This window comes from Planctobacterium sp. R6 (assembly GCF_055755215.1).
Genome location: NZ_JBVTQY010000043.1, coordinates 14,377 through 38,260, shown reverse-complemented (window position 1 = coordinate 38,260; position 23,884 = coordinate 14,377). Strand labels below are relative to the sequence as shown.

Sequence of the window (23,884 nt, the reverse complement as noted above, 5' to 3'; positions counted from 1 at the left end):
GGATTCGACACCCATACCTTAAACTGGTAACTCTCTCTTTTAAAAGGGAAATGTCAGATTAGATTGGAACTTCTATACATAATTGGGTAGCCGGAGTTATTTTAATTCCGGCCTCCACAGCCCATCCCAGAATTTCGCAACCCCATTACAAAGGAATTCCCGGGCCTCAGAGCCACCCTAGGATGAGTGAATAGTTACAAGTTTAAAATTACCACACCAGGTCATCGGGAATTTCGTAATCGGCGTACCAGTCTTTTTCTTCTTCGGTCATTTCTACCGATTCTTCCTGCTGATCAGCGCGGTACAGAATACAACCATCGTCACGCTCGGCGATTTTATCGGCCACCTGAATAGGGATAATGGCGTAGCCGTCTTTAAAGCTAACAATCGCCAGCTTGCCGGCTTGCAGATGGCCACGGGTGCGTTCATTCACTAATACCGATTTAATCACGTTGTCGTGAGTAAACTGAAATTTTACGTCACCGTTGTTTATTGGCTGCTGATTCATATCGATCATCTGAATGATCTGCGCGGCTATTTGTTTTTTCTCGGCCTCTTTTTTAGCTTCGGCATTTAGCGCCTGATCTTTTTGTTTTTTTGCGGCCTGTTGCGCCTGAACCGATGCTTTCACCTCATCAGTTTCCACAATCTTGTTTTTGCGCCTGATTTTGTCTTTCTTGCGTTTTTCATTCTGGATTTTTTTAGCATTTTTTTTATCGGCTAAACCGGATTTTAAAAGCTGCTCCTGAAGGGATAATGCCATGAACACCTCGGGTAAGTTAAAAAAGGAGTATTCTATGCGGAATGACGCCACAATGCCATTTAGTCAACGGTCTGTTGTGCATCTTCAACGGTATACCAAAATTGTGCTTCCTGCAGCGGAGTATTTTCGGGTAACACCGGATTTTCAAGCTCAAACACAATGCGATTTTTAATGTTCGCCTGTTCGATATAATGCTGATGCTCGCGCAAAAACAATTGATCAAATTCGCCCGCGGCAATGGCTCTGCGCAAGCCGGTCTCAATCAGGTTTTTCATCACAATATTCTTTTTATTAAAGAAAAAGTAGGTTGCTGTGGGATAACGAATGGCGAGGTGGGGTTCAATTCTCAATCCCCGGTTGTATTCCGGATTCGCCATTTCTGACCAAATTTCCACTATTGAACGGGGAAAGAAACCGGCCCGCTCCAGGCGTACGATATTAAACATTTCGTCAAAGTTAGTGGCCGTTACCACTTCGAAGCCGTTGGCCTGTAATATTTTAGTATCCGGCCAGTCATGGCCCTGTACAGGCGTGTATTGGCGCAACTCCTGAATAGTGGAAAAAGTGTTAAATACGTCGTAGTTATCTTCTGTTACCAGAAACAATCGCCATCCGATCAAGCCTTTGTATATTGGTATTCTGACCGGCAGTAGCTCGTCTTCGCGTATTTTGTCGGTCATGCTCCAGACCAGACTGATCTCCCGGTTAGCTTTGAGTTGCTTGATGGCTCGACCCTGAGTAAGGACTTTTTGGCTGGGATACAAATTGTAATTGACCCCGGTATGCTTCAGGGCCAACTTCAGCACAGCCAATGGATAGGTGGTGCGTTTGTCTTCTGCGTCTTCAGGTTGTGGGTAGTATAATGTCCAGGTTGCCGCGTTAGCACTGTGGCTTATGGCCATCCCCAGCCAAAACAATAAAATCAGGCGTTGTATCATGTTACAGGAAAAAGCAGCCTCTCCAGCTCCCTTTCTTCATCATCAATCACAGAGACGATAATTTTTAAAGATTCCCCATCCAATTGCAATGTATAGGACACAAAACAACTAAATAGTTTTTGCTGAGTCGCATCTTTAAAGGTCCATTTAACATTGGAAAACATGATATTTTCCGACAGGCGCATCGTCTGACAAACATCAGCCTCACACATGGCCACGCCCACGGCCTGTAGCTTGTCCATCAATTCATCAATCACATCGACGATGGCTTCCTGCGAGGTAAACACGCTTTTGGTTTCGTCACTCATTAATACGGCTGGTACGAAATACATCTGAGACACGGCCTGTGCGTCAAACTGCTCGTAAGCTCTGGCATAATCATCAAAAAATTCTTGGGAAAGTGTTGGCACAGATCTTCCTATTTTTTCTTTATCTCAATACTGCTATCGACAAAATTCGATAAACTCTTAGGCCTTCTTAAAGCATAACCGCTATTGAAGATCTTGCCGCTAAAATTTATTCAATTCCGATAAATTTGTGGGTTTGCAGTGATAAACGCCAGTTGCGCTCAATGCAGGTTTTTACTGCCAGTTCAGTGGCCCGCTTTTGCTGGCTGATGGGTTGCAGGTAAATTAAACAATCAGCTCGCAGGGTTTTGTCTTTAAGTAGCTCATCCAGTTCCTGCACATGTTTTTCCATAGCAATTGGGTGTTTAATTTCATGGGCACTTTCCAGGAGTTCGCGGCGGACTTCATAGCCACCTTTCATATTTATTTTAGGAGACACTGTTACCCAGGTGTCAGGGTGGGCTTTCAAACCAAAAGTGCCGCTGGTTTCAATTTGCGCAGTAAAGCCATTCTCGATAAACAGTCGGGTCACCGGTACCAGGTTGTACAAACACGGTTCACCACCGGTAAATATAATGTGTTTTGCCTGATAACCTTTTTGCTGATACAAGGCAAACAACTGCTCTGCTGTGGCGGCAAACCAGCTGTCTGACTCTGCCGTTTCCTGCATCACCTGTTCGGCCGTAGTCTCTGTATGGGGGGGAATATCCCAGGTGTGTTTAGTATCACACCAGGGGCAGCCCACAGGACAGCCCTGAAGCCGAATAAACACCGAAGGGACACCGGTAAAAGCGCCCTCGCCCTGGATCGATTCAAAGACTTCATTGATTTTATAAACCGTAGGCACATCGTTGACGATGTTAATACGCTGCGAGGATGTAGCTTGTGAATTCAAACTGATGACCTTAGTTGCTGAGATATCGGGACAGCAATTGCGTTTATCGAAGAATTCTCTAAAATCGCCGTCATTACAGACAAGATTATAGAGAATAGTGGCATATGACACAAAAAGTTGTGGTTATTTATTCGGGCGGTATGGATTCTTTCACCGTGCTGCACAAAGCAATCAAAGACGAGTATCAGGTTTTTCCGCTTTCTTTTGACTACGGACAACGTCACAAAAAGGAACTGGATTACGCCGCCAGAGTCTGCAAGCAATTGAATGTACATCACAAAATTGTGGACATCTCAGCCATCAACCAGTTGATTGGCGGCTCTTCTTTGACTGCTGACATCGACGTGCCAGAAGGTCACTATGCAGAAGAGAGTATGAAACAAACCGTGGTGCCAAATCGCAACATGATTTTACTTTCTATGGCTGTAGGTTACGCTGTGTCATTAGAAGCAGATAAAGTGTACTACGGGGCACACTCAGGCGATCACGCCATTTATCCGGATTGTCGTCCTGAGTTCGTGCAAAAAATGAATGATGTCAGTGCCATCGCCAATTACCAGCCTGTGGAGATATACTCCCCCTATCTGACGGTGAGTAAAATAGATATTCTGACTGACGGCTTGAAAATGGGCCTGGACTACAGTCAGACCTGGACCTGCTACAACGGCAGGGAGAAAGCCTGTGGTAAATGTGGTGCCTGCCAGGAGCGACTCGAAGCGTTCGAAAAAAATGCCTGTTCAGATCCATTGGAGTATGAAAGCTAATCGGCACTATTGTCAGCCTCATAAAGCTGACATCTGACTAATAGCGATTAATTATATACAGAGTGAATAAAAAACAATTCATTGGTGTCCTGATACGTTACCATACCAAAGCGAATTGATTTACTAAGCGCGTATTGATTTGTCATCAATATAGAATCATTATCAGGATGGATGGATGCAAAGCACACTACAAAAAGTCACTATGATTAAAGAAAGTTTTTGGCAGCGATTACAAGAAGACGCATTACACGTCGTAACCTCTGAGCCGTTACTGGCCAGTTATGCCCATGCCTGTATTCTCAATCATAGAAACTTTGAGTCCGCTTTGAGCTTTATCCTGTCTAACAAACTGGCTGATGAAGTCATGCCGGCTCTGGCAATCCGTGATGTGTTTATGGATGCCTACGAGGCGGATGCCAATATTATTGGCTCAGGCATTGAAGATATCAAAGCCAGTTACGACCGCGATCCGGCGGTTCACTCCTACTTAATGGTATTGATCCATTTTAAAGGTTATCAGGCTATCCAGGTTCATCGCCTCGCGCATCATTTGTGGCAACGCAATCGCAAAGATTTGGCGCTATTTCTGCAAAGCAGAAACAGTGAGGCATTTGGCGTCGATATTCACCCGGCAGCTAAAATTGGCAAAGGCGTCATGTTCGATCACGCCACCGGTATCGTTATCGGTGAAACAACCGTGATTGAAGACAATGTCTCGATTTTGCAATCTGTCACCCTGGGCGGCACGGGTAAAATGGCGGGAGATCGCCACCCTAAAATTCGCGAAGGGGTGATGATAGGCGCTGGCGCCAAAATATTGGGTAACATCGAAGTTGGCAAAGGCTCTAAAGTCGGTGCCGGTAGTGTGGTATTAAATCACGTCCCGCCGCATGTTACGGTGGTGGGTGTGCCGGCCACCGTTGTGGGTCGTCCCTGTTGCAGCAACCCCTGCGACACCATGGAACAAAACGTCTTAGCTGACGACAAACCTTAGCCGCCAAAAGCGCGGCTTTTTTATAGCCGAAAATCAACCAGCTTATAGCCATTTCATCGGTTTTCCTGAATTCTTAAGGCGATTTTGATTTATGTGGATACTGCGATATGAGCTATAGTGGCTGTAGAGCCAGAATGCCTTTGCCATGCAATTGCGCTGCACAGGCCATGACCAACCGGATAAAATTACAACCATTCAACGGACTTAAGTCATTCAACGGGAAAACGCGCTGCACCAGATTTAACCTTTGTTAAAAGTGGGAGAGTTTTATGAACCCGGTAATTACTGCACAAGCCATTGAACTATGTAAGTTTCTATCCGCCAACGATGCCACTAAAGCACATCTGTTTTTGGAACAGAGTCACCTGCCCTATGACGTCCAGGATTTAATTCTGGCCGCCTTGTCCGGATTACAAAAACTGGACGATAAAATTATCGAAGAGATTTTAGAAGCCTACTGCGAGATCAGTAGCTTTGATGAGCGCCTGCTGCACTAATGCAACCTGGAAAAGGCAACACTTACGTTAAGCGGCGCTTCTCTGGCAGCTAACTCACTGCTGCCAGACTAGGCTTTGGATGGGGTTTTACTCCGGCACTGGCCTGCTCAATAAACCAGCTTAACTCTTTAATACAGTGTTTGAGTACCGGGTTGAGTCTGACGTTTTTGCCATTTAATACATATAGCTGATGCTCAAAATAGAACTGTTGCTGAGCCACAGGCACGATATACTCCGCCATTTCAGCGGTTACCAGATAATCCGGTAACAGACCAATGTACTCGCCGGTCAGAATTGCCGAACGACAAGACTCCCAACAATCAGACCAGGTTTTCACTGAAAGGCGTTTGCCGTCCCGTACATAGTTACCGGAAGACAGGCCTGACATCCCCACCGCGGGAAACTCTTCGAGATTAATCTCTTTCAGATCTTGCACTTTCGCTAAAATATGGCTTTTCGCGCAATATAATTTACCCGTTACCGCAGAATTAATGGCGTTAAAATTAACCGATTCAGGCTTTACCAGATCGTAACAGGACAGCACCAGGTGACACTCCCCGGACAAGGCCACATGTTCGATTTCCTGGTACTGACGGGTTTGAATATTGACGTGAATATCATCAAATTTATTCATGGTGCTTTTTACTGCTTTCGCCACTGCCGCCATTAAGCTGGCTGATAATGAGGACTGTACTACCAGGGTGATATGGCCTGAATAGTCATCGTGCAAACTCTTCAGGTTAAAAACAAAGTTGTCAAAGGTATTAAAAATGCGCTTGGTTTCCTGATATACCACCTCACCTTCTTTGGTGAGCTGAAAGCCGCCTCGTCCGCGTTGGCAAAGAATTAAATCCAGCCGTTCTTCCAGTTTTTTAATGGCGGCACTAATGTTAGGTCTTTGCATACGTAACACCGGCTCTGCAGCGGTAAATCCGTTACACGAAGCTACGGCAAAAAACACTCTTAACAACTTTATATCGGATTCCTGTAAACGATTTAGCATAAAACTCACCACTGCATTCATTAATTGTTGGATATCAGGGCCCGCCGGACCTTTGCAGTACCATTTTGCCGCAAAGGTCAACACGCTCTGAATCACACCAAACGTATTTAATTTAATACTAATGCAGAAAATCCGGTTACGCTCCGATCACCGTTGGAAATTGTGAAGCAGCACTACAAATCCACTGAAAAATGCAGATTATTTGCACTAAAAGCAGGGGTTGCGCCTAAATTGCTAAGAAGAAACCACTACTTTTGCCCGTAAGGCTTCCACCTGATCACGTATTGATGCTGCCTGTTCAAACTCGAGATTTTGGGCATGTTCAAACATTTGCTTTTCCAGTTTGGCGATTTCAGCCATTAACGACCTGGCATCCAGCTTGTAGTCAGCGCCCCGCTCTGCAGCCATACGCGGCTCTCTTTCTTCGGAGTCACTCCCCATATCCATGACATCGGTAACTGGTTTATGCAGCGGTTGCGGCGTAATACCATGTTCGAGGTTGAAGGCTTCCTGTTTTTCCCGGCGGCGATTGGTTTCTTCGATGGCCCGTTGCATAGACCCGGTGATGGAGTCGGCATATAAAATAGCTCTACCGTTAATGTTTCTGGCCGCACGACCTATGGTCTGAATCAATGAGCGGTCAGAACGCAGGAAGCCCTCTTTATCGGCATCCAGGATGGCCACCAGACTCACTTCCGGCATATCCAGACCTTCCCGCAACAGGTTTATGCCCACCAACACATCAAACTTGCCTAAGCGCAAATCGCGAATGATCTCCATCCGCTCAACTGTATCTATGTCGGAATGCAGATAGCGCACCTTAACCTGGTGCTCATTCAGATAATCACTCAGATCCTCTGCCATGCGTTTGGTTAACGTGGTCACCAGCACCCGCTCATTAACTTTGACGCGTTTGTGAATTTCTGAGAGCAAATCATCTACCTGAGTACCTACCGGGCGAATCTCCAGTTGCGGATCCACCAGTCCGGTGGGCCTGACAACCTGCTCAACGACATCACCGGCAGATTTTTCCAGTTCGTATTTACCGGGGGTCGCTGACACATAGATAGTTTGCGGTGACAGTGTTTCAAACTCTTCAAATTTTAGCGGTCGGTTGTCAAGGGCAGAGGGAAGCCTGAAGCCGTATTCCACCAGGGTTTCTTTTCGGGAGCGATCGCCTTTGTACATGGCCCCAATCTGCGACACCGTAACATGAGATTCATCGATGAACATTAGTCCGTCTGCCGGAAAGTAATCAATCAGGGTGGGCGGTGGCTCGCCCGGCGCCCTGCCTGATAAATAACGACTGTAGTTTTCGATACCGGAGCAGTAACCCAACTCGGTCATCATTTCGATGTCAAACTGAGTTCGTTGCGTAATACGCTGTTCCTCAATCAGTTTATTGACGTCTTTTAATTGCGCCTGACGCTCTTTCAGCTCTTCTTTGATACGGTCGATGGCCGCAAGGATCTTTTCTCTGGGAGTCACATAGTGAGTTTTGGGGAAAACCGTGGCTCTGGCCACCTGCTTTTCGATGGCTCCGGTAAGTGGGTCAAACAATTGAATGCGTTCGATCTCTTCATCAAACAGCTCCACTCTGACCCCTTGTTTTTCAGAATCAGCGGGAAAAATATCAATCACATCACCACGAACCCGGAACGTCCCGCGTTCAAAATTAACATCATTGCGTTTGTACTGTAGTTCGGCTAGTCGGCGTAAAATATCACGCTGATCCATGATATCGCCCTGACGCAAATGCAGCAGCATCTTCATGTAAGACTCGGGATCCCCTAAGCCGTAAATAGCTGACACACTGGATACGATCACAACATCGCGGCGTTCCATCAATGCTTTGGTGGCCGATAAACGCATCTGTTCTATGTGATCGTTAATGGAAGCGTCTTTTTCAATAAAGGTATCTGTGGTGGGTACGTATGCTTCCGGCTGATAATAATCATAATAAGAAACAAAATATTCTACCGCGTTATTGGGAAAGAACTCTTTCATTTCGCCATAAAGCTGAGCCGCCAGGGTTTTATTGTGGGCCAGTATCAGGGTGGGCCGCTGCACTTCCTGAATAATGTTGGCCATAGTAAAGGTTTTACCTGACCCGGTGACCCCCAATAAAGTTTGATGGGCCAGGCCGTAGCCCAGGCCTTCCACCAAAGCCTCGATTGCCTGTGGCTGATCCCCTGCCGGTTGATATTTTGACTTAAGTTCGAATCCTCTGCTCATGACACCGCTTCAGGTTTTGTTTGTTCGTTCACCATCAATGCACTCATTTCTTCATCCAGTAGCCTTTTAAACCACATAAAGGCGACAAAAGCTGTCAGTAGATTAGCCACTATGCCCATCCAAAACATACCTTCTAACTGATACAACAAGCTGCCTAACCAGGAAATGGGTACGAAAAACACAAACAATCTGATCACGCTGAGCAACAGCGCACTCATCGGTTTGTGCATGGCGTTAAACGATGAATTGGTAAGAATGATGATACCCTGCAAGCCATAACCGATTGGCACTATCATCAGAAATAGCTGTATGAGGTCGACGACTTCCTGCTCCTGGGCGAAGATGCGTGCAATAAAAGGCGCCAGTAACCACATCACCAAGAACACGGCAAACTGCCAAAACAACACAAATTTCAGACACAATAGATAGGCATCTTTAACCCGTTGAATACGTGCTGCACCGTAATTCTGGCTGATAAATGGCGGTAAGGTCATGGATAACGCCAGGATCACGATACTGGCTATCGACTCAATTCGGCCACCCACACCCCAGGAGGCCACGGCTGCAGAACCGAAGCCCGCCACAATAGCAGTCATGACACCATTGGCGATTGGCGTGAGCATATTCGCGCCGGCTGCAGGAACACCGATTTTCAGGATATTACGGCTGTACTCCCGCAATTCAGAAAAACTGAGCATACGGGGAATAATTAAATCGCGCTTTACCAGCAGATAAATAATTTGTGCCGAACCAACGGCCCAGGCAATTAAGGTTGCCAGGGCTGCCCCCTGTATCCCCATTGCCGGAATAGGTCCCAGACCGAAGATAAAAATCGGGTCCAGCACGGCGTTAATCGCCCCGCCCAATGCCATGATCATACTGGGAGTTTTGGTATCACCATTGGCGCGCAACACAGCGTTACCCACCATAGGCAATGCCAGAAAGATACCGGCACCGTACCAGACCACCATGTAATCTATAATATGGGGCATCTCCGCTGCAGAAGCCCCCAGTAAACTAAAAATAGGTTCGATGAACAACAATCCCACAAAAGCCAGCAACGTTGCCATGATAAATGACAGGACCAATGCTCCGGTGCCTGCACCGTGGGCCGTGGTTTTATCCCCCGCCCCCATCAACCTGGCTATGGTAGCCGAGGTACCGATGCCCAAACCAATGTTTAAACTGATGACCGTAAACGTCACCGGAAAAGTAAAACTGATGGCCGCCAGTTGCTCTGTACCTAATAAACTGACAAAAAAGGTATCTACCAAACCAAACGTCATTAATAAAATCATGCCGTAGATAACGGGTACAGTCATTGATTTCAGGGTTTGTTTTATATCTCCCTGCAATAAATTAGGAGCCTGGGAAGCATTGGACACTATCTGGTTCTCGTAGTTGTGATAAAACAAAGTGTTACGGGTTTATCGCGGACAATATTCAAGACAGAAAAAACCCGATGTGATGGAAAAGCGCGTTCCATATAATTATGAAACGCTAAGTTTACTTTATGCGCAATGGTAAGGCTACGCCCACCTGGATTTAGTTTGTAACTAATTTAACAAAAGCGCTGTTCCGAAAGCCCGCCGCACAAAATGTAAACGCATAAACAACCGCATCAGTGATGGTCCGGCATTTTGTGGATTTTTGACCCGCAACAAATTTAAGTAACCAAAGCGGATGAAAATCGCAGCGTCAATATTTATTCGGTTTATGTCAAAGAACTGTCACATAATTCAGAGAGATAGCTGTTGATGATAGTTTCATCATCGCGGATTAGTTTTTGAACCAAATGGTCAGCGTTTAGTCGGGACTGCAATTGCACACTAAAATCAAGAGAAAAATCCAATTATTTTTTAAATTTTTTTGTTGACTCGTAAAACAACACACAAGCGAATTTTGACTGGTCAAAATTCAATCACGCCCCCTGAAACATTTCTTAACAACATCTTAAGTCATTGTTTTTATTCAACTTAATATCTTTTTCGAATAATTTGAAAGTTTCATCTTGACACGGTAAGTCGAGGGCTGTGGCAATGTGTTCCAATTTAATTCACATAGTTATCCACAGATTTAGTGGATAACTGTGGATTGCCCAATAAAGACGCGAGCTGGGGGCAATCGAGGTAAAAAAAAGGTAAGTTGACACTAACGTTAAGTGTCGCTGATTATCGTTAATGAATTGTTAACAACTGTATATTTAGACAGATATCCATAAGTCTAATAGATCTTTTTTTCATAAAATTGTCATTTTTATAATCGTATTTTGTGGCATACGTTAAACGCGTTCACAATAACCCCCAATTTCCACCGTACACAATGATAACGCTTACAGTATTCATCTGAAATTGGTCAGTCTCCCGCTTGCACAGATCGACAATCTGATCAAAGACAACCTGAAAACCTAAGCCGCAAAACAAACGAGCACAGCGAATAATCCTCTTAATGGCATAAAAAGCTTAATTAATCAGCAATTGAAAAAATAATTCTGTAATAATATTGACACCTCCCATCCACCTCTTTATTATTCGCGTCCGTTGTGGCGAGGCGGGTTGTGATGCCTTCATGAATACGCCCGAAACAACATAAAGTTTAGTAACGTTCCCCCTTAGCTCAGTTGGTTAGAGCGACGGACTGTTAATCCGCAGGTCCCCCGTTCGAGTCGGGGAGGGGGAGCCACTAAAACTTTACAATCTGATAAGTATATCTGTTCCCCCTTAGCTCAGTTGGTTAGAGCGACGGACTGTTAATCCGCAGGTCCCCCGTTCGAGTCGGGGAGGGGGAGCCACTCTTCTTTTCTCCTTTATTATTCTCTCTCCCAAATCCGGTCTTTTCATAGATTTTAAACCCATGATTCTTAAGTTGTTTATCTTGTCATAAAACACGATAATAGGCAGCGATTTCAATCGGCGGTCAATCGCCAGACATTTTTTTCTATTTTTTAGCGCTTATGACTGAATTTTTGCTGTTGCTGGTCAGCACAGTGTTGGTAAACAATTTCGTATTGGTACAGTTTCTTGGTCTCTGCCCTTTTATGGGCGTATCCGGCAAGCTGGAAACCGCTATTGGTATGTCAATGGCCACCACCTTTGTACTCACTTTGGCGTCCGTGTGCAGTTACCTTGTGGAACAATACATACTGTTCCCGCTGGGGTTAACTTATCTGCGCACCCTGAGCTTTATCCTGGTGATCGCTGTTGTAGTGCAGTTTACCGAGATGGTGGTAAATAAAACCAGCCCTACCCTGTATCGTTTATTAGGTATCTTCTTACCACTGATCACCACCAATTGCGCCGTGTTAGGTGTCGCCCTGTTAAATATAAAGGAACAACACAACTTTGTAGAATCGGTGCTCTATGGGTTTGGTGCTGCTGTGGGGTTTTCGATAGTGCTTATCCTGTTTTCAGCCATGCGTGAACGATTAGCGGTTGCAGATGTACCGGTTCCCTTTAAAGGGGCCGCTATTGCTATGGTCACTGCGGGATTAATGTCACTGGCCTTTATGGGCTTCTCCGGACTGGTTAAGTTTTCCTAGGGAGTTGATTTGAGTTTTATTGCAATTACAGTGCTGGCGTTATTGTTTGGGGCGCTTCTGGGCTATGCCGCTATTCGATTTCGTGTTGAAGGTGATCCCCTTGTAGAACAGATAGATGAATTACTGCCCCAAACGCAATGTGGTCAGTGTGGTTACCCGGGATGTAAACCCTACGCCGAAGCCATTGCCAACGGCGACGATATCAATAAGTGCCCACCCGGTGGTGAAGCCACCATTAAAAAGCTGGCAGACCTTATGGGTGTTGAAGCCAAACCTTTAGACGCAGCCCATGGCGCTGAAGACGTGAAAAAAGTCGCTTACATTCGCGAAGATGAATGTATCGGCTGTACTAAGTGTATTCAGGCTTGCCCGGTAGATGCCATTGTTGGTGCCACGCGCCAAATGCACACAGTGATCATCGACGAATGTACTGGTTGTGATCTCTGTGTTGCTCCGTGCCCGGTCGACTGTATCGACATGCTACCGGTAAAAGAAACTGAAAAGAACTGGCGCTGGCAACTGGACCAAATCCCGGTCAAACAGGTGAATTAAGGGATTGGTTATGTTCAACGAAATACTCGAGAGAATCAAAAAAGGTCAATTTTGGCAATTTCCAGGTGGCGTGATCCCCCCAGGGAAAAAAGCACTGTCCAATAACGTTGAAATTGAACGCCTGCCGCTGGCCGACAAGCTCTATATTCCGGTCAAACAACACGTGGGGGTATCCGGCCGGATATCCGTTGAAAAAGGCCACCGGGTATTAAAGGGACAACCACTGACACAAAGCATGAACCCGTTGTCAGTGCCAATCCATGCCCCTACGTCTGGCACCATAGAAGATATCAGGCAACACGTTTCCAATCACCCCTCAGGTATTCCTGAGCAGACGTTGATTTTAGTGCCCGATGGCAAAGAGGAATGGGTAGATCTCAAACCGGTTTCCGATTACCAATCCCTGCCCCGCGCCACTTTGGTGGAAGAAATTTGCAGCGCCGGTATTGCCGGTATGGGCGGCGCCGGTTTTCCTGCCCACATCAAACTGTCTTCGGGTCGCAACATTGAATTCCTGATTATCAACGGCGTTGAGTGTGAACCTTACATTACCTCCGACGACAGATTAATGCGTGAACACGCCTGGCAAATCCGGCAAGGTATTGATGTGCTCAGCCATATCTTAAAACCACGCCATGTTCTCATCGCGATTGAAGATAATAAACCTGAGGCCTTTGCTGCCATGGAGATCGCCTTTCAGGACAACCCTGCTTATAGTCTGTGCGCAGTCGAAACCAAATATCCGGCAGGTGGCGAAAAACAACTTATTCAGGTACTTACCGGCAAAGAAGTTCCCAGCAAGGGACTACCGGTAGATATCGGTATTATTATGCACAATGTGGGTACCTGTTATGCCATAGCCGATGCCATATTCAGTGGCAAACCGCTACTGGAAAGAGTCGTTACTGTAACAGGCGAAGCGCTGACAACACCACAGAATGTCTGGTTGCCATTGGGCACACCTGTTGCTCATGCCATCGCCCAATGCGGTTATCTTGCAGGGCAGCAAAAGGCAAAAAGAGTAATTATGGGTGGCCCCATGATGGGTTACACCCTGCACTCTGATCTGGTGCCCATAGTCAAAACCAGCAACTGTATTTTAGTGCCCTCAGATAAAGAAATGCCCTTTCCTGGTGACGAGCACCCCTGTATCCGATGTGGAGCCTGTGCCGATGCCTGTCCGGCAGGGTTATTGCCACAACAATTATACTGGCACGCCAAAGCAAAAGAATACGACAAGGCACAAGCACTAAACCTGTTCGACTGTATCGAGTGTGGCGCCTGTGCTTTTGTGTGCCCCAGCAACATTCCGCTGGTGCATTATTATCGCGGGGCCAAAGCGGATATCCGAATTCAGCAAGACGAAGCCATCAAAGCTGCCAAGGCCAAAGAGCGATTTGAAGCGCGCAATGCCCGTCTGGAAAAAGAAAAATTGGAACGGGAAGAAAAGGCCCGACAAAGTGCAGCTGCTCGTGCTAAACGTCAGGAACAGGCGGTACAGACAAAAGATAAGCCAGCAGTACCGGCAGCCAACGATCGGGTAGCGGCTGCGCTGGCCCGTGCCAAAGCCAAAAAAGCGCAACAAGCTGAGCATGACTCAGATGCAACCCGGCAGGTTGAGACAGCAACGACAGAGCCAGCCAAAGATACACCTCCCGGTGATAGCAATTCAACAGAGCAGCAATCCAGAGTCGCGGCCGCTATCGCCCGGACCACAGCCAAAAAAGCGCAACAGTCTGAAAGCACATCTGCCCTAAGCGATGAACCGGCAACACAGGAAGGTGATAAAGCTGCTGATGATGATCCGCAAAAAGCCCGGGTTGCCGCTGCCATTGCCCGGGCCAAAGCCAAAAAAGCACAACAGACTGAAGGCACATCTGCCCTAAGCGATAAACCGGCAACGGAGGAAGGTAATAAACCTGCCGATGATGCTCCACAAAAGGCCCGTGTTGCCGCCGCTATCGCCCGTGCCAAAGCCAAAAAAGCACAACAGGCTGAAAATGCGCCTGCAGCCCCTGAATTTGAGTTAGAAAACAGCTCACATAATGAACCCGATGCGCAGGCTAAGCCCGAAGCATCAGCGAACGCACCAGAAAGCTCAGATGACAAACAAGATCGCGTGGCTGCGGCCATTGCCCGGGCCAAAGCAAAACGTGCCGCCCGGGAGCAACAATCCAAAAACAACGAACAGGATGATTAAGCCCCTATGAAATTAAGCTTATCCAGTTCTCCACACCTGACTCAAAAGCGCACTACCAGCGAGATAATGCGTTTGGTAATGCTCTTTGCCGTACCTGGCATTGCTGTGCAAACCTGGTTTTTTGGCTACGGCGTTTTAATTAATATCGCCATCGCGGGTATCGTTGCAGTTATTACAGAAGCCGTAATACTGGAGCTGCGCAAGAAAAATTTCGAATTAGCAATCAAAGATTCCAGTGCCTTGCTGACCGCCTTGTTATTAGGTATTTCCATTCCGCCATTTGCGCCCTGGTGGATGACGGTGATCGGTGCCTTCTTTGCGATTGCGATCGCCAAACAGCTGTATGGTGGTTTAGGGTTTAACCTGTTTAATCCCGCCATGACCGCCTACGTGGTATTGCTGATTTCTTTTCCGGTGCAAATGACCGCCTGGGCACCCGTCATGGAGCTTTCTCAGATTAATCACAATCTGACAGATGCCCTGTCCCTAACATTTACCGGTTATACCACCGAAGGTTACAGCGTCGTGCAGTTGCGCACCAATATTGATGGATTCACCATGGCAACGCCATTGGATGAAATGAAAAACCTGCTTAACAAAGGCTTTACCCTGTCAGAAATCACCCTCACCAACTTGTTTATTGAATCGGGGAATTTGGCGGCTGGATTTGGCAAAGGCTGGTTTTGGGTCAATATTGCCTTTCTGGTGGGCGGCTTTCTGCTACTGCAATTTAACCTGATAAACTGGCACCTGCCGGTGGGAATGTTGGCGGGACTCGGCCTGCCAGCCTTGCTTTGGTATTTAGTTTCACCGGATACTCAGATTAGTCCGCTGCTACACTTATTCAGTGGCGGCACCATGTTAGGTGCATTTTTTATCATCACCGACCCGGTTACTGCGGCAACCAGCAATAAGGGCCGACTGATATTCGGTTTCGGAGTGGGTTTGTTGGTATTTATCATTCGCAGCTTCGGTGGATATCCTGACGCTATCGCTTTTTCAGTACTACTGATGAATATGTGTGTACCGGTAATCGACTATTACACCCGCCCCAGAACCTACGGGTATACGCAGGCAAAACCCGTTAAGGCAAATAAAAAACAAGGAGGCGACAAATGATGCAGGGCGTCTCTAAAAACGGAGCCATACTCGGCGGTTTTACTTTGGCAACCACGATTCTGATCGCAATAACCCACTGGATTACAGCGCCGGTTATTGAACAGCAGGTGCTAAAAAAAGCTCAAAGCACCATTACCGAGGTGTTTCCCGAGCAACACTGGGACAACAATATTACCCAAAACTGCGTATTGATATCACCGTCGGAGCAGGCTACACCGCTAAAAATTTATCGCGGCTATTTTCAGGGAGCCTCCTCCGGACTCGTTATCGAAGCAGTCAGTCAGCAAGGCTACAGCGGGAATATCACCTACCTGGTATCCTTGATAAACAATGATGTTATTGGTGGGGTAAGAGTTCTTGAACACAAAGAAACCCCGGGCCTTGGAGATAAGATTGAATTGCGTATCAGTGACTGGATCACGCTGTTTGATAATCTGGCCGCAGCAGATACCCGTCGGACTGATTGGGCTGTGAAAAAAGACGGGGGTAAGTTTGACCAGTTTACCGGTGCCACCATCACCCCCCGCGCTATCGTCAACGGTGTCAAACACACCATCAACTGGGCGCAAGATAATTATCAGGCCGTGTTTGCAATGGAAAATCACTGTGAGTCTCAGCTCAGGGAGTCTGGAAATGACTGAATATCAACAACTGACCTGGCAAGGTTTATGGAAAAACAACGCGGCGTTGGTACAACTGTTGGGGCTGTGCCCGCTGCTGGCGGTAACCAGCTCTGTGGTAAATGCGCTGGGGCTGGGTATTGCAACCACCTTAGTATTAATTGGCTCCAATTGTACGGTTTCGTTAGTGCGCAACCTGGTGCCCAATGAAATTCGCATTCCGGTGTTTGTACTGGTGATTGCCACCTTTGTGACCATAGTCGAACTCCTGATGAACGCCTATACATTCAGCCTGTATCAGGCACTGGGTATCTTTATCCCGCTGATTGTAACCAACTGCGCCATAATCGGCCGCGCTGAAGCCTATGCTTCAAAGAATCCACTTAAACAGTCCGCCTACGATGGCTTTATTATGGGTATGGGTTTCCTGCTGGTGTTGGTGCTACTGGGTTCGATGCGTGAACTATTGGGCAATGGCACCCTGTTTGATGGCATGCACTTGCTGCTGGGAGACTGGGCCAAAGCCATGAAGCTGGTGATTTTCGAAACCGACAGTCCGTTTTTGCTGGCCATATTGCCGCCTGGCGCCTTTTTAGGCATGGGTTTGTTGATAGCCCTGAAAAATGTGCTCAATCAACGGGTAGAGAACGCAGTGATGGGTGCCCAGCAAGAAAAAATCGTGTCTCGCGCCCGGGTCACCAGCGAAAGCTAAGCAAAACAGAATCAAAAAATACACAAAAGATACCTTTAAAAAATGAGCAGCATGAGTGCACCTATAGCAAAACAGCAAAAAGTACAGGCAATCATCAACATCCTTGATGAGCTGTACCCCGAAGTACCAATCCCGTTAGATCACAAAGATCCCTACACCCTCTTGGTGGCGGTTTTATTGTCTGCACAATGCACCGATGAACGGGTAAATCAAATTACTCCCCTGTTGTTTGCCAAAGCTGATAATCCCTTTGATATGGTAAAAATGAGCATTGAAGAGATTCAGGAAATCATCAGACCTTGTGGCCTGTCTCCAATGAAATCAAAGGGTATCTGGCATCTGTCTGACATGATCATCAAGCTCCATGCTGGCGAAGTTCCCCAGGATTTTAAGGCGCTGGAAGCCATGCCAGGGGTTGGACACAAAACGGCGTCAGTTGTCATGGCTCAGGCCTTCAACGTTCCCGCCTTCCCGGTCGATACCCATATTCATCGCCTGATGTATCGCTGGGGGCTGTCAAACGGTAAAAGTGTTGAACAAACGGAACGCGATGCCAAACGCCTGTTTCCGAGAGAAAAATGGAACGACCTGCATCTTCAGATCATCTATTACGGTCGCGAATATTGTCCGGCAAGAGGTTTCGACCTGGACAAGTGCATCATTACCCGTCAGTACGGTCGCAAGAGTTTTATCAATGAAGTACTGAAGGAAAAAGCGAAAAAGAAGAAGTGATGTGGCTTTGCCGGGGCACTGTTAGTTTTGGGGATTAGCTAAGCTCAACAACCAGTTGACGAACATTTTGGTTTGTAAATTGTTTTCAAACTGCAACCTTTGCTGAGTTTGCTGATCAGTGAAAACCACATTGCATTTATTTATAGAAATGGATGCAATGGGTGGGCAGGCACTGCATTGCAGCCCTTGGTATGAAAATGACATTAATTAATTCCTGGAATAACTGTCGATAGCATTAAGAACTGGCAAGGACCTGCCATTCTGTCGCTATGGAAATTGGATTTTGGTTAGGGAAGAGAATAAAGGCCGGTGAGATTTCGGCCTTTAGAAAAGCTTACGAGCTGGTTTAGTCAACCACAACGTTGGTGGCTTGAGGGCCTTTTTGTCCCTGCTCAACATTAAACTTAACGCGCTGACCTTCAATCAGAGTTTTAAACCCTTCAGATGCAATGGCGCGGAAATGAACGAAAACGTCCTTGCCACCTTCACTCGGTGTTAAAAAACCAAAGCCTTTATCTTCATTAAACCATTTAACTACGCCAGTTACTGAATTAGACATAATATTTACCTTTCTAAAAATTTGTATATTTGGTGCAAAACACCGATGAAGCGATAGAAACGATCCGGCTAATAAAGCATGTATATCGATAAAAGCCTTTGGATTAAAAAGAAAATTAAAGAGGGTACAGCGCAGTAGTAGAGAAGATTTACAATCTAAAGCCCGGCCACAATACAGACTTTACTGGCCAGTGTCTAGTTAAATAGTTATAAATATCTTTTTTACTATTTCCGATTGTTATTAAAACACACTTGATGAAAGAATTATTTCAGTACCAATTAATTCTTGATTCTGAGCTTTGCTTCATTATGCTTGCGGGGACGTATTCCGAGTCATTAAACGTCCAGCATACAAAGGAATTTTTATGAGAATGTTACATACCATGTTACGCGTGGCTAACCTTGAAAGGTCCATCCAGTTTTATACTCAGGTGATGGGCATGAAGTTGCTGCGTCAAAGTGAAAACACCGAATACCGCTATACCCTGGCATTTGTGGGGTATGCTGATGAATCCGAACAGGCAGTATTAGAACTTACCTGGAACTGGGACACCGACAGCTACGACATGGGCAATGCCTATGGACATGTCGCCTTTGGCGTAGACGATATCTATGCCCTGTGTGACGAGATAAAATCCCGCGGTGGTGATGTGTATCGCGAAGCCGGTCCGGTCAAAGGTGGCAGCACCGTTATTGCTTTTGTTCGCGACCCTGACGGCTACGCCATTGAACTCATTCAGGAAAACAGCTAACTCCCCCGGGATGACACGCTAAACCGCCAGCATGGGAGGAATGTCCATGGGTTATCCGGCTTATCTTGTATTTCTGACACTATTATTTTCACAATTTATCTCAGCGTCACCGGTGGTTATCGCTCACCGTGGCGCGTCTGGCTATTTACCAGAACACACCAATGAAGCGCTGGTGATGGCCTACATGCAAAACGCCGATTATATCGAGCAGGACCTGGTCCTGAGTAAAGATGGTCACCTGGTGGTATTACATGATATCCACATCGATACCACGACAAATGTCGCACAGGCATTTCCCGACAGAAAGCGCGATGATGGTCGCTATTACGCTATCGACTTCAATCTTGCAGAGTTAAAAACACTGCAGGTAAATGAGCGTACAGACCGGCACCAAAATCCGGTCTACCCCACCCGATTTCAGGGAGATACTGACTTTCAAATCGCCACACTTGATGAACACCTTAACCTTATTCAGCAACTCAACCGGCAAACCGGAAAAAATACCGGTTGGTACATCGAAATCAAAGCACCGCAATGGCACTTGCAACAGGGGCAGGATATCGCAAAGATACTGGTGGAAACCCTGACGCAATATCAACTCAATCACCCTCAGGCTAACCTGTTTGTGCAGTGTTTTGACCTCAAACACAGCAAGCGATTACGCCAGCAGTTGGGACTCAAAGCCCCTTTGATTCAGCTTATCGCAGAGAACGACTGGCAAGAATCAGACACCGATTACAACTACCTGAAAACCACACAAGGACTGGCTGAAATTGCCACATTTGCAGAGGGAATTGGCCCCTGGATTCCGCAGGTATTGTCGCTGAAAAATGGCCAATACCTCAGTACCGGTTATGCTGAACAAGCACAAAATGCGGGGCTTTTGGTGCATCCTTACACATTCCGTCGCGATGCTTTGCCTGAAGGCATAACCTCAGAGATGCTGTTAAAGGCGTTGACCCATCAACTTAAAGTAGATGGTATTTTTACTGATTTTACCGATGTTGTGGTGCGCTTTAATCAGGCTCAGGAGCAGCGATAAGTGATGCTGGTGGCCGTCATTAAACAGTTTTTTATTTTGGGTTGTATCAGCTTTGGCGGGCCAGCGGCACACCTCGGCTATTTCAAAAAACGGTTTGTTGATGATTTACAGTGGCTTAGCGACAAGGAATACGCCCAGATTGTTGCCCTGTCTCAGTTTTTGCCCGGCCCAGGCTCCAGCCAAACCGGCTTTGCCATTGGTTATCGCATGTCTGGAATTTGGGGCGGTATTGCAGCATTTGTTGCCTTTACCAGTCCCTCAGTCGTTCTGATGTTACTACTGGCCAGCTTTGGTGCAAGCCTCAGTGGTGAGCCCATCTATCAGGGCATTATTCACGGGCTAAAACTATTAGCTGTGGTGGTAGTGGCCGATGCGACCTTAGGTATGTTTCGCAGTTTTTGCCAGCGCAAAATCACACAAACCCTTTGCGTATTGACCGCCTGTGCCTGCATTTTGTTGCCATCTTTATTGGTGCAAATGCTGCTGTTAATGGCCAGCGCCATTATGGGATTACTGCTGTTATCAGAGCAATATACGCCCGCGCCCGACGACGTTAGCATGAGTAAACCCAAAGTAGCCAAACCGAAGATGACACCCCTGGTGCTGTTCTTTGCCTTACTTTTTGGCCTGCCCTTTGTCGCACAACTGTCTCCTGAACTGGCATTAGCCAATTACTTTTACAGCGCAGGCAGCCTCGTATTCGGCGGTGGTCATGTGGTGTTACCTATGCTGCAAAACATGTTGGCGGCAAGTATCAGTAACGACCTGTTCTTATCCGGATATGCAGCCGCCCAGGCGGTTCCTGGTCCAATGTTCACTATGGCCACCTGGCTCGGTTATCACTCCCTGCCGCAGGCACCGGTAATCGCCTCGCTCATTGCAACATTGATGATTTTTTTGCCGGGATTTCTGCTACTGGTTGGTTTACTCAATGCCTGGCAGTCGATGGCAGCCAACATCCGCCTGCAAGGCGCAATTGCGGGCGTTAATGCCTGTGTCACCGGACTTTTACTTAGCGCCCTGTACCAGCCTGTTTTTATCAGTGCAGTGGGCAATGGCCTGGATATGGTGCTGGTTTTACTGGGATTCTGGTTACTCAGATCACTACGGGTTCCCATCTTACTGCTGGTAAGCTTTTATGTCCTGGCGGGGGCGATTTTCACCTAGAGGAGTCACCGTAATTGCAGGTAGGCTTTCATCCGAGTGACAGTTTCTATCAGGACGATTTTCTGTAAAGGCGACTTCTGTAAAGGCATGCTCTTTCGTTGCATCAGACCTGGCGTAAATATCGATTTTTCAGCTGCCTGAACCTGCTCCGTTGGCACAATTCAGGCACTGGATAAAAGGCTCAGAATCCGGAACCGGTTTGCGCAGTCAGAAAAGCGAGAAATATCAGATAAGCGGCCGCGCCAAAGCCAATAGAATTGCAACCTACAAAGATAAGTTTACGAAAAATGTCGAATGGGCCTTGCTCGCTTTTCTTAGTGATATGCATTGTTTTCTCTCAACTGTTTGGCATTGTTCTTATGTTCTTAAGCTATCGGCAAAGGCACAAAATTACTTGAGTAAAATTTCTGGTGTTCAGCGATGCAATGCTCGTCTACACTGATGACAGGTTTCCTTATCAAAAGGTCAATGCTATGAACTTACCCTCAAAACTCACCACGCTGCTGATCACGCTGCTACTGTGCTGTACTGTCCTGGCGAATCAGGAGACAGCACCATCAGCTATCAAAAACCTGAAAACGTTGCCCGGCAAGGTGCTCACCGGTGGACAGCCAGATAAGGCAAATCTGGCAGCACTAAAGCAGCAGGGCATTACCACGGTTATTAATTTTCGTGGTGAAGGTGAGTTCACTGAATTTGATGAAGCCGGGTATACAGAACAGTTAGGCATGGATTATTTACATATCCCTATCGACTCTAAAGCCGCACTAACCCGTGAAAATGTGGAACGCTTTAAAGCGGCATTGACCGAACATCAACAGGATGTCTTTTTACATTGTGGCAGCGGCAACCGGGTTGGTGCTCTGTTTGCCCTGGATGCCTACTGGAATGATGGAAAGTCTGCAGCAGAAGCCCTGAAAATTGGTGAACAAGCCGGACTGACATCGCTGAAAAGCTATGTCGAAACGCTGATGACGGCTCAGTAGCTCTAAATTCGACATCAAAACAACTCAGGGAAGTTTACCCGCTGTAAACTTCCCCAGACTTCATTCTGTTAAATTATTGTAAAATTTCTTCCTGCCAAAGGCTGACAAGCCGCTTCGAATTTCGCACACTAAGAGAAAAACAATAGATATTCCCTATGCTGAGTTTTATTGGCCTGTTTGGTGGATTGGCCCTGTTAATTTTCCTGACAATTCGCGGTTTCAATCTGTTTATCGCGGCGCCGCTGTGTGCCCTGGTTGTAGCGCTTTGTTCTGGTATGCCGGTGTTTCTGGGTGATGACAATTTTGTCAGTAGCTATATGAATGGCTTTTCAGGCTTCGTTGCCGCCTGGTTTTTTATGTTTCTGTTAGGCGCCTTGTTTGGCAAATTTATGGAAGACACAGGCGCTGCAGATGCTATCGCCCATACCATCATTGGTAAATTAGGTAAGAAGCACGCCGTCGCCGCAGTGGTGCTGGCCTGCGCCGTTTTAACTTACGGCGGTGTCAGTGTATTCGTGGTGGCCTTTTCTGTTTATCCCATGGCCCTTAGCTTGTTTAAAGACGCCAATTTACCCAGGCGATTTATCCCAGCAGCACTGGCTTTTGGCTCAGTAACATTCACCATGACCAGTGCAGGCTCACCGGAAATTCAAAACTGGATCCCCATTAAATACCTGGGCACTTCCCCCTTTGCCGCCTGGGAGGTGAGTCTGGTGGTATCGCTGTTTATGGCAATATGGGGGTTTTACTGGATCAATCGCATGATTGCGAAAGCGGTGGCCAATGGTGAAAAGTTTGAGGCCAGAGACATCGATCCGGACCTGTCACAACATCAGGATTTACCCAATTTCTGGTTGAGTTTGTTGCCGCTGTTTGTGGTCCTTACACTCTCTTTTATGTTTCATAAATCATTACAGCAACTGGCTTTAATCGTCGCGCTGGGGGGCGGTGTATTAACCCTGCTGTTGATACACCACAAACGCTTTAAGGATATTTCAGCGGCGGTAAATCAGGGTACCATAGGCGCATTGCTGGCCATCGGCAACACCGCCGCGGTAGTGGGCTTTGGCTCTGTTGCCAAAGTCACGCCGGCATTTGAATCCGCCGTGGCGGTTATGACCAGTCTGCCCGGCAACGAACTATTGGGTGCTGCGGTTGCCGTCAGTGTAATTGCCGGTTTAACCGGTTCCGCCTCCGGTGGGCAGGCTATTGCCATGCCCCTTTTGGGGCCTCACTACCTAGAGCAGGGCGTTAATCCTGAGCAATTGCACCGCATTGTCTCCATATCCTCGGGCGCTATCGATACCCTGCCCCACAACGGTTACATCGTTACAACTATCCGTGCCATCTGTCATGAAACCCACCAGCAGGCATACTGGCCCGTGGCAGCGTTAACGGTGGCAATCCCCATGGTAGGTTTAATGCTGGCAGTGTTGCTGTTTAGCGTTTTTTGAAACTAAAAAAGGCCGC

The 23,884-nt window shown here is 47.0% G+C and carries 24 protein-coding genes and 2 tRNA genes; 17 read left to right on the top strand and 9 right to left on the bottom strand.

Annotated elements, in window-relative coordinates; translation table 11 throughout:
- Positions 1–208 precede the first annotated feature (208 nt).
- The 4 genes from AC0J20_RS19755 to queE all read right to left on the bottom strand — a co-directional run bounded on the left by AC0J20_RS19755 (position 209) and on the right by queE (position 2,895).
- Positions 209–763, bottom strand: a complete 555-nt coding sequence (locus tag AC0J20_RS19755; RefSeq protein WP_473023045.1) for a DUF2058 domain-containing protein — start codon at positions 761–763, stop codon at positions 209–211.
- Positions 764–822: 59 nt separating this feature from the next.
- A complete protein-coding gene (locus AC0J20_RS19750) occupies positions 823–1,701 on the bottom strand; it encodes an amino acid ABC transporter substrate-binding protein (protein ID WP_473023044.1) in 879 nt (292 codons plus the stop codon).
- Positions 1,698–2,111 (bottom strand): DUF6841 family protein, encoded by a 414-nt coding sequence (locus AC0J20_RS19745; protein ID WP_229529188.1) that lies wholly within the window; start codon positions 2,109–2,111, stop codon positions 1,698–1,700. Before AC0J20_RS19745 ends, AC0J20_RS19750 begins: the two co-directional genes overlap by 4 nt.
- Positions 2,112–2,217: 106 nt before the next feature.
- Positions 2,218–2,895 carry a 7-carboxy-7-deazaguanine synthase QueE gene (gene queE / locus AC0J20_RS19740; RefSeq protein ID WP_473023048.1) on the bottom strand — a complete coding sequence of 226 codons (678 nt, stop codon included), beginning with the start codon at positions 2,893–2,895 and terminating at the stop codon, positions 2,218–2,220.
- A gap of 152 nt (positions 2,896–3,047) precedes the next feature.
- Here queE and queC point away from each other — a divergent pair, with 152 nt between their 5' ends.
- The 3 genes from queC to AC0J20_RS19725 all read left to right on the top strand — a co-directional run bounded on the left by queC (position 3,048) and on the right by AC0J20_RS19725 (position 5,198).
- The gene (queC, locus tag AC0J20_RS19735) at positions 3,048–3,707 is read left to right on the top strand and encodes a 7-cyano-7-deazaguanine synthase QueC (RefSeq protein ID WP_473023043.1); all 660 of its coding nucleotides are present in this window, start codon (positions 3,048–3,050) and stop codon (positions 3,705–3,707) included.
- Positions 3,708–3,909: 202 nt separating this feature from the next.
- Positions 3,910–4,701 (top strand): serine O-acetyltransferase, encoded by a 792-nt coding sequence (gene cysE / locus AC0J20_RS19730; RefSeq protein ID WP_377307007.1) that lies wholly within the window; start codon positions 3,910–3,912, stop codon positions 4,699–4,701.
- A gap of 269 nt (positions 4,702–4,970) precedes the next feature.
- On the top strand, positions 4,971–5,198 hold the full coding sequence (locus AC0J20_RS19725) for a hypothetical protein (RefSeq protein ID WP_473023041.1): 228 nt from the start codon (positions 4,971–4,973) through the stop codon (positions 5,196–5,198).
- 49 nt (positions 5,199–5,247) lie between these two features.
- Here AC0J20_RS19725 and AC0J20_RS19720 read toward each other — a convergent pair whose 3' ends face one another.
- The 3 genes from AC0J20_RS19720 to AC0J20_RS19710 all read right to left on the bottom strand — a co-directional run bounded on the left by AC0J20_RS19720 (position 5,248) and on the right by AC0J20_RS19710 (position 9,821).
- Positions 5,248–6,201, bottom strand: coding sequence for a LysR family transcriptional regulator (locus AC0J20_RS19720; protein ID WP_473023040.1), 954 nt, complete (start codon positions 6,199–6,201; stop codon positions 5,248–5,250).
- 234 nt (positions 6,202–6,435) lie between these two features.
- A complete protein-coding gene (gene uvrB, locus AC0J20_RS19715; protein WP_473023039.1) occupies positions 6,436–8,436 on the bottom strand; it encodes an excinuclease ABC subunit UvrB in 2,001 nt (666 codons plus the stop codon).
- On the bottom strand, positions 8,433–9,821 hold the full coding sequence (locus AC0J20_RS19710) for an MATE family efflux transporter (protein WP_473023038.1): 1,389 nt from the start codon (positions 9,819–9,821) through the stop codon (positions 8,433–8,435). Before AC0J20_RS19710 ends, uvrB begins: the two co-directional genes overlap by 4 nt.
- 1,220 nt (positions 9,822–11,041) lie before the next feature.
- Between AC0J20_RS19710 and AC0J20_RS19705 the strand changes: the two genes are divergently transcribed.
- The 9 genes from AC0J20_RS19705 to nth all read left to right on the top strand — a co-directional run bounded on the left by AC0J20_RS19705 (position 11,042) and on the right by nth (position 17,909).
- Positions 11,042–11,118: transfer RNA gene (locus AC0J20_RS19705), tRNA-Asn, on the top strand.
- A 32-nt stretch (positions 11,119–11,150) separates the two neighbouring features.
- Positions 11,151–11,227, top strand: a tRNA-Asn gene (locus tag AC0J20_RS19700).
- Between the two features lie 162 nt (positions 11,228–11,389).
- Positions 11,390–11,974: an electron transport complex subunit RsxA gene (gene rsxA, locus AC0J20_RS19695; protein WP_229529194.1), complete on the top strand. Its 585-nt coding sequence runs from the start codon at positions 11,390–11,392 to the stop codon at positions 11,972–11,974.
- A gap of 9 nt (positions 11,975–11,983) precedes the next feature.
- Positions 11,984–12,526, top strand: a complete 543-nt coding sequence (gene rsxB, locus AC0J20_RS19690) for an electron transport complex subunit RsxB (protein ID WP_473023036.1) — start codon at positions 11,984–11,986, stop codon at positions 12,524–12,526.
- A gap of 10 nt (positions 12,527–12,536) precedes the next feature.
- Positions 12,537–14,726 carry an electron transport complex subunit RsxC gene (gene rsxC / locus AC0J20_RS19685; RefSeq protein ID WP_473023035.1) on the top strand — a complete coding sequence of 730 codons (2,190 nt, stop codon included), beginning with the start codon at positions 12,537–12,539 and terminating at the stop codon, positions 14,724–14,726.
- 6 nt (positions 14,727–14,732) lie between these two features.
- The gene (rsxD, locus tag AC0J20_RS19680; protein WP_473023034.1) at positions 14,733–15,845 is read left to right on the top strand and encodes an electron transport complex subunit RsxD; all 1,113 of its coding nucleotides are present in this window, start codon (positions 14,733–14,735) and stop codon (positions 15,843–15,845) included.
- Complete coding sequence (gene rsxG, locus AC0J20_RS19675) at positions 15,842–16,486, top strand: electron transport complex subunit RsxG (protein WP_473023033.1); 645 nt, start codon at positions 15,842–15,844, stop codon at positions 16,484–16,486. Before rsxD ends, rsxG begins: the two co-directional genes overlap by 4 nt.
- Positions 16,479–17,177 (top strand): electron transport complex subunit E, encoded by a 699-nt coding sequence (locus AC0J20_RS19670; protein WP_229529199.1) that lies wholly within the window; start codon positions 16,479–16,481, stop codon positions 17,175–17,177. The genes rsxG and AC0J20_RS19670 overlap by 8 nt, the downstream gene beginning before the upstream one ends.
- Positions 17,178–17,228: 51 nt before the next feature.
- The gene (gene nth / locus AC0J20_RS19665; RefSeq protein ID WP_473023032.1) at positions 17,229–17,909 is read left to right on the top strand and encodes an endonuclease III; all 681 of its coding nucleotides are present in this window, start codon (positions 17,229–17,231) and stop codon (positions 17,907–17,909) included.
- A gap of 346 nt (positions 17,910–18,255) precedes the next feature.
- Here the strand turns inward: nth and cspE are convergent, their stop codons facing one another.
- Positions 18,256–18,468 (bottom strand): transcription antiterminator/RNA stability regulator CspE, encoded by a 213-nt coding sequence (cspE, locus tag AC0J20_RS19660; protein ID WP_473023031.1) that lies wholly within the window; start codon positions 18,466–18,468, stop codon positions 18,256–18,258.
- A 364-nt stretch (positions 18,469–18,832) separates the two neighbouring features.
- Between cspE and gloA the strand changes: the two genes are divergently transcribed.
- Genes gloA through chrA form a run of 3 tightly spaced genes read left to right on the top strand, consistent with a single transcriptional unit; the run spans position 18,833 to position 21,428 of the window.
- Complete coding sequence (gene gloA / locus AC0J20_RS19655) at positions 18,833–19,219, top strand: lactoylglutathione lyase (RefSeq protein WP_229529202.1); 387 nt, start codon at positions 18,833–18,835, stop codon at positions 19,217–19,219.
- A 46-nt stretch (positions 19,220–19,265) separates the two neighbouring features.
- Positions 19,266–20,261 (top strand): glycerophosphodiester phosphodiesterase, encoded by a 996-nt coding sequence (gene glpQ, locus AC0J20_RS19650; RefSeq protein WP_473023030.1) that lies wholly within the window; start codon positions 19,266–19,268, stop codon positions 20,259–20,261.
- 6 nt (positions 20,262–20,267) lie between these two features.
- Positions 20,268–21,428: a chromate efflux transporter gene (chrA, locus tag AC0J20_RS19645; protein WP_473023047.1), complete on the top strand. Its 1,161-nt coding sequence runs from the start codon at positions 20,268–20,270 to the stop codon at positions 21,426–21,428.
- 181 nt (positions 21,429–21,609) lie between these two features.
- Here the strand turns inward: chrA and AC0J20_RS19640 are convergent, their stop codons facing one another.
- A complete protein-coding gene (locus AC0J20_RS19640; protein WP_473023029.1) occupies positions 21,610–21,756 on the bottom strand; it encodes a hypothetical protein in 147 nt (48 codons plus the stop codon).
- A gap of 145 nt (positions 21,757–21,901) precedes the next feature.
- Here AC0J20_RS19640 and AC0J20_RS19635 point away from each other — a divergent pair, with 145 nt between their 5' ends.
- Entirely contained in the window at positions 21,902–22,414 is a 513-nt protein-coding gene (locus AC0J20_RS19635) for a protein tyrosine phosphatase family protein (protein WP_473023028.1), read from the top strand.
- Positions 22,415–22,569: 155 nt separating this feature from the next.
- Positions 22,570–23,868, top strand: coding sequence for a GntP family permease (locus AC0J20_RS19630; protein ID WP_473023027.1), 1,299 nt, complete (start codon positions 22,570–22,572; stop codon positions 23,866–23,868).
- The last annotated feature ends 16 nt before the right edge of the window (positions 23,869–23,884 follow it).

What these genes read in the sequence shown, in the direction of transcription:
- rsxA (WP_229529194.1), top strand. Translation starts at nt 11,390, where the DNA reads ATGACTGAATTTTTGCTGTTGCTGGTCAGCACAGTGTTGGTAAACAAT.
- AC0J20_RS19750 (WP_473023044.1), bottom strand. Translation starts at nt 1,701, where the DNA reads ATGATACAACGCCTGATTTTATTGTTTTGGCTGGGGATGGCCATAAGC.
- uvrB (WP_473023039.1), bottom strand. Translation starts at nt 8,436, where the DNA reads ATGAGCAGAGGATTCGAACTTAAGTCAAAATATCAACCGGCAGGGGAT.
- AC0J20_RS19720 (WP_473023040.1), bottom strand. Translation starts at nt 6,201, where the DNA reads ATGCTAAATCGTTTACAGGAATCCGATATAAAGTTGTTAAGAGTGTTT.
- gloA (WP_229529202.1), top strand. Translation starts at nt 18,833, where the DNA reads ATGAGAATGTTACATACCATGTTACGCGTGGCTAACCTTGAAAGGTCC.
- AC0J20_RS19640 (WP_473023029.1), bottom strand. Translation starts at nt 21,756, where the DNA reads ATGCATATCACTAAGAAAAGCGAGCAAGGCCCATTCGACATTTTTCGT.
- cspE (WP_473023031.1), bottom strand. Translation starts at nt 18,468, where the DNA reads ATGTCTAATTCAGTAACTGGCGTAGTTAAATGGTTTAATGAAGATAAA.
- rsxD (WP_473023034.1), top strand. Translation starts at nt 14,733, where the DNA reads ATGAAATTAAGCTTATCCAGTTCTCCACACCTGACTCAAAAGCGCACT.
- cysE (WP_377307007.1), top strand. Translation starts at nt 3,910, where the DNA reads ATGATTAAAGAAAGTTTTTGGCAGCGATTACAAGAAGACGCATTACAC.
- rsxG (WP_473023033.1), top strand. Translation starts at nt 15,842, where the DNA reads ATGATGCAGGGCGTCTCTAAAAACGGAGCCATACTCGGCGGTTTTACT.
- glpQ (WP_473023030.1), top strand. Translation starts at nt 19,266, where the DNA reads ATGGGTTATCCGGCTTATCTTGTATTTCTGACACTATTATTTTCACAA.
- AC0J20_RS19670 (WP_229529199.1), top strand. Translation starts at nt 16,479, where the DNA reads ATGACTGAATATCAACAACTGACCTGGCAAGGTTTATGGAAAAACAAC.
- AC0J20_RS19725 (WP_473023041.1), top strand. Translation starts at nt 4,971, where the DNA reads ATGAACCCGGTAATTACTGCACAAGCCATTGAACTATGTAAGTTTCTA.
- queC (WP_473023043.1), top strand. Translation starts at nt 3,048, where the DNA reads ATGACACAAAAAGTTGTGGTTATTTATTCGGGCGGTATGGATTCTTTC.
- nth (WP_473023032.1), top strand. Translation starts at nt 17,229, where the DNA reads ATGAGTGCACCTATAGCAAAACAGCAAAAAGTACAGGCAATCATCAAC.
- AC0J20_RS19755 (WP_473023045.1), bottom strand. Translation starts at nt 763, where the DNA reads ATGGCATTATCCCTTCAGGAGCAGCTTTTAAAATCCGGTTTAGCCGAT.
- AC0J20_RS19630 (WP_473023027.1), top strand. Translation starts at nt 22,570, where the DNA reads ATGCTGAGTTTTATTGGCCTGTTTGGTGGATTGGCCCTGTTAATTTTC.
- AC0J20_RS19635 (WP_473023028.1), top strand. Translation starts at nt 21,902, where the DNA reads ATGAACTTACCCTCAAAACTCACCACGCTGCTGATCACGCTGCTACTG.
- rsxC (WP_473023035.1), top strand. Translation starts at nt 12,537, where the DNA reads ATGTTCAACGAAATACTCGAGAGAATCAAAAAAGGTCAATTTTGGCAA.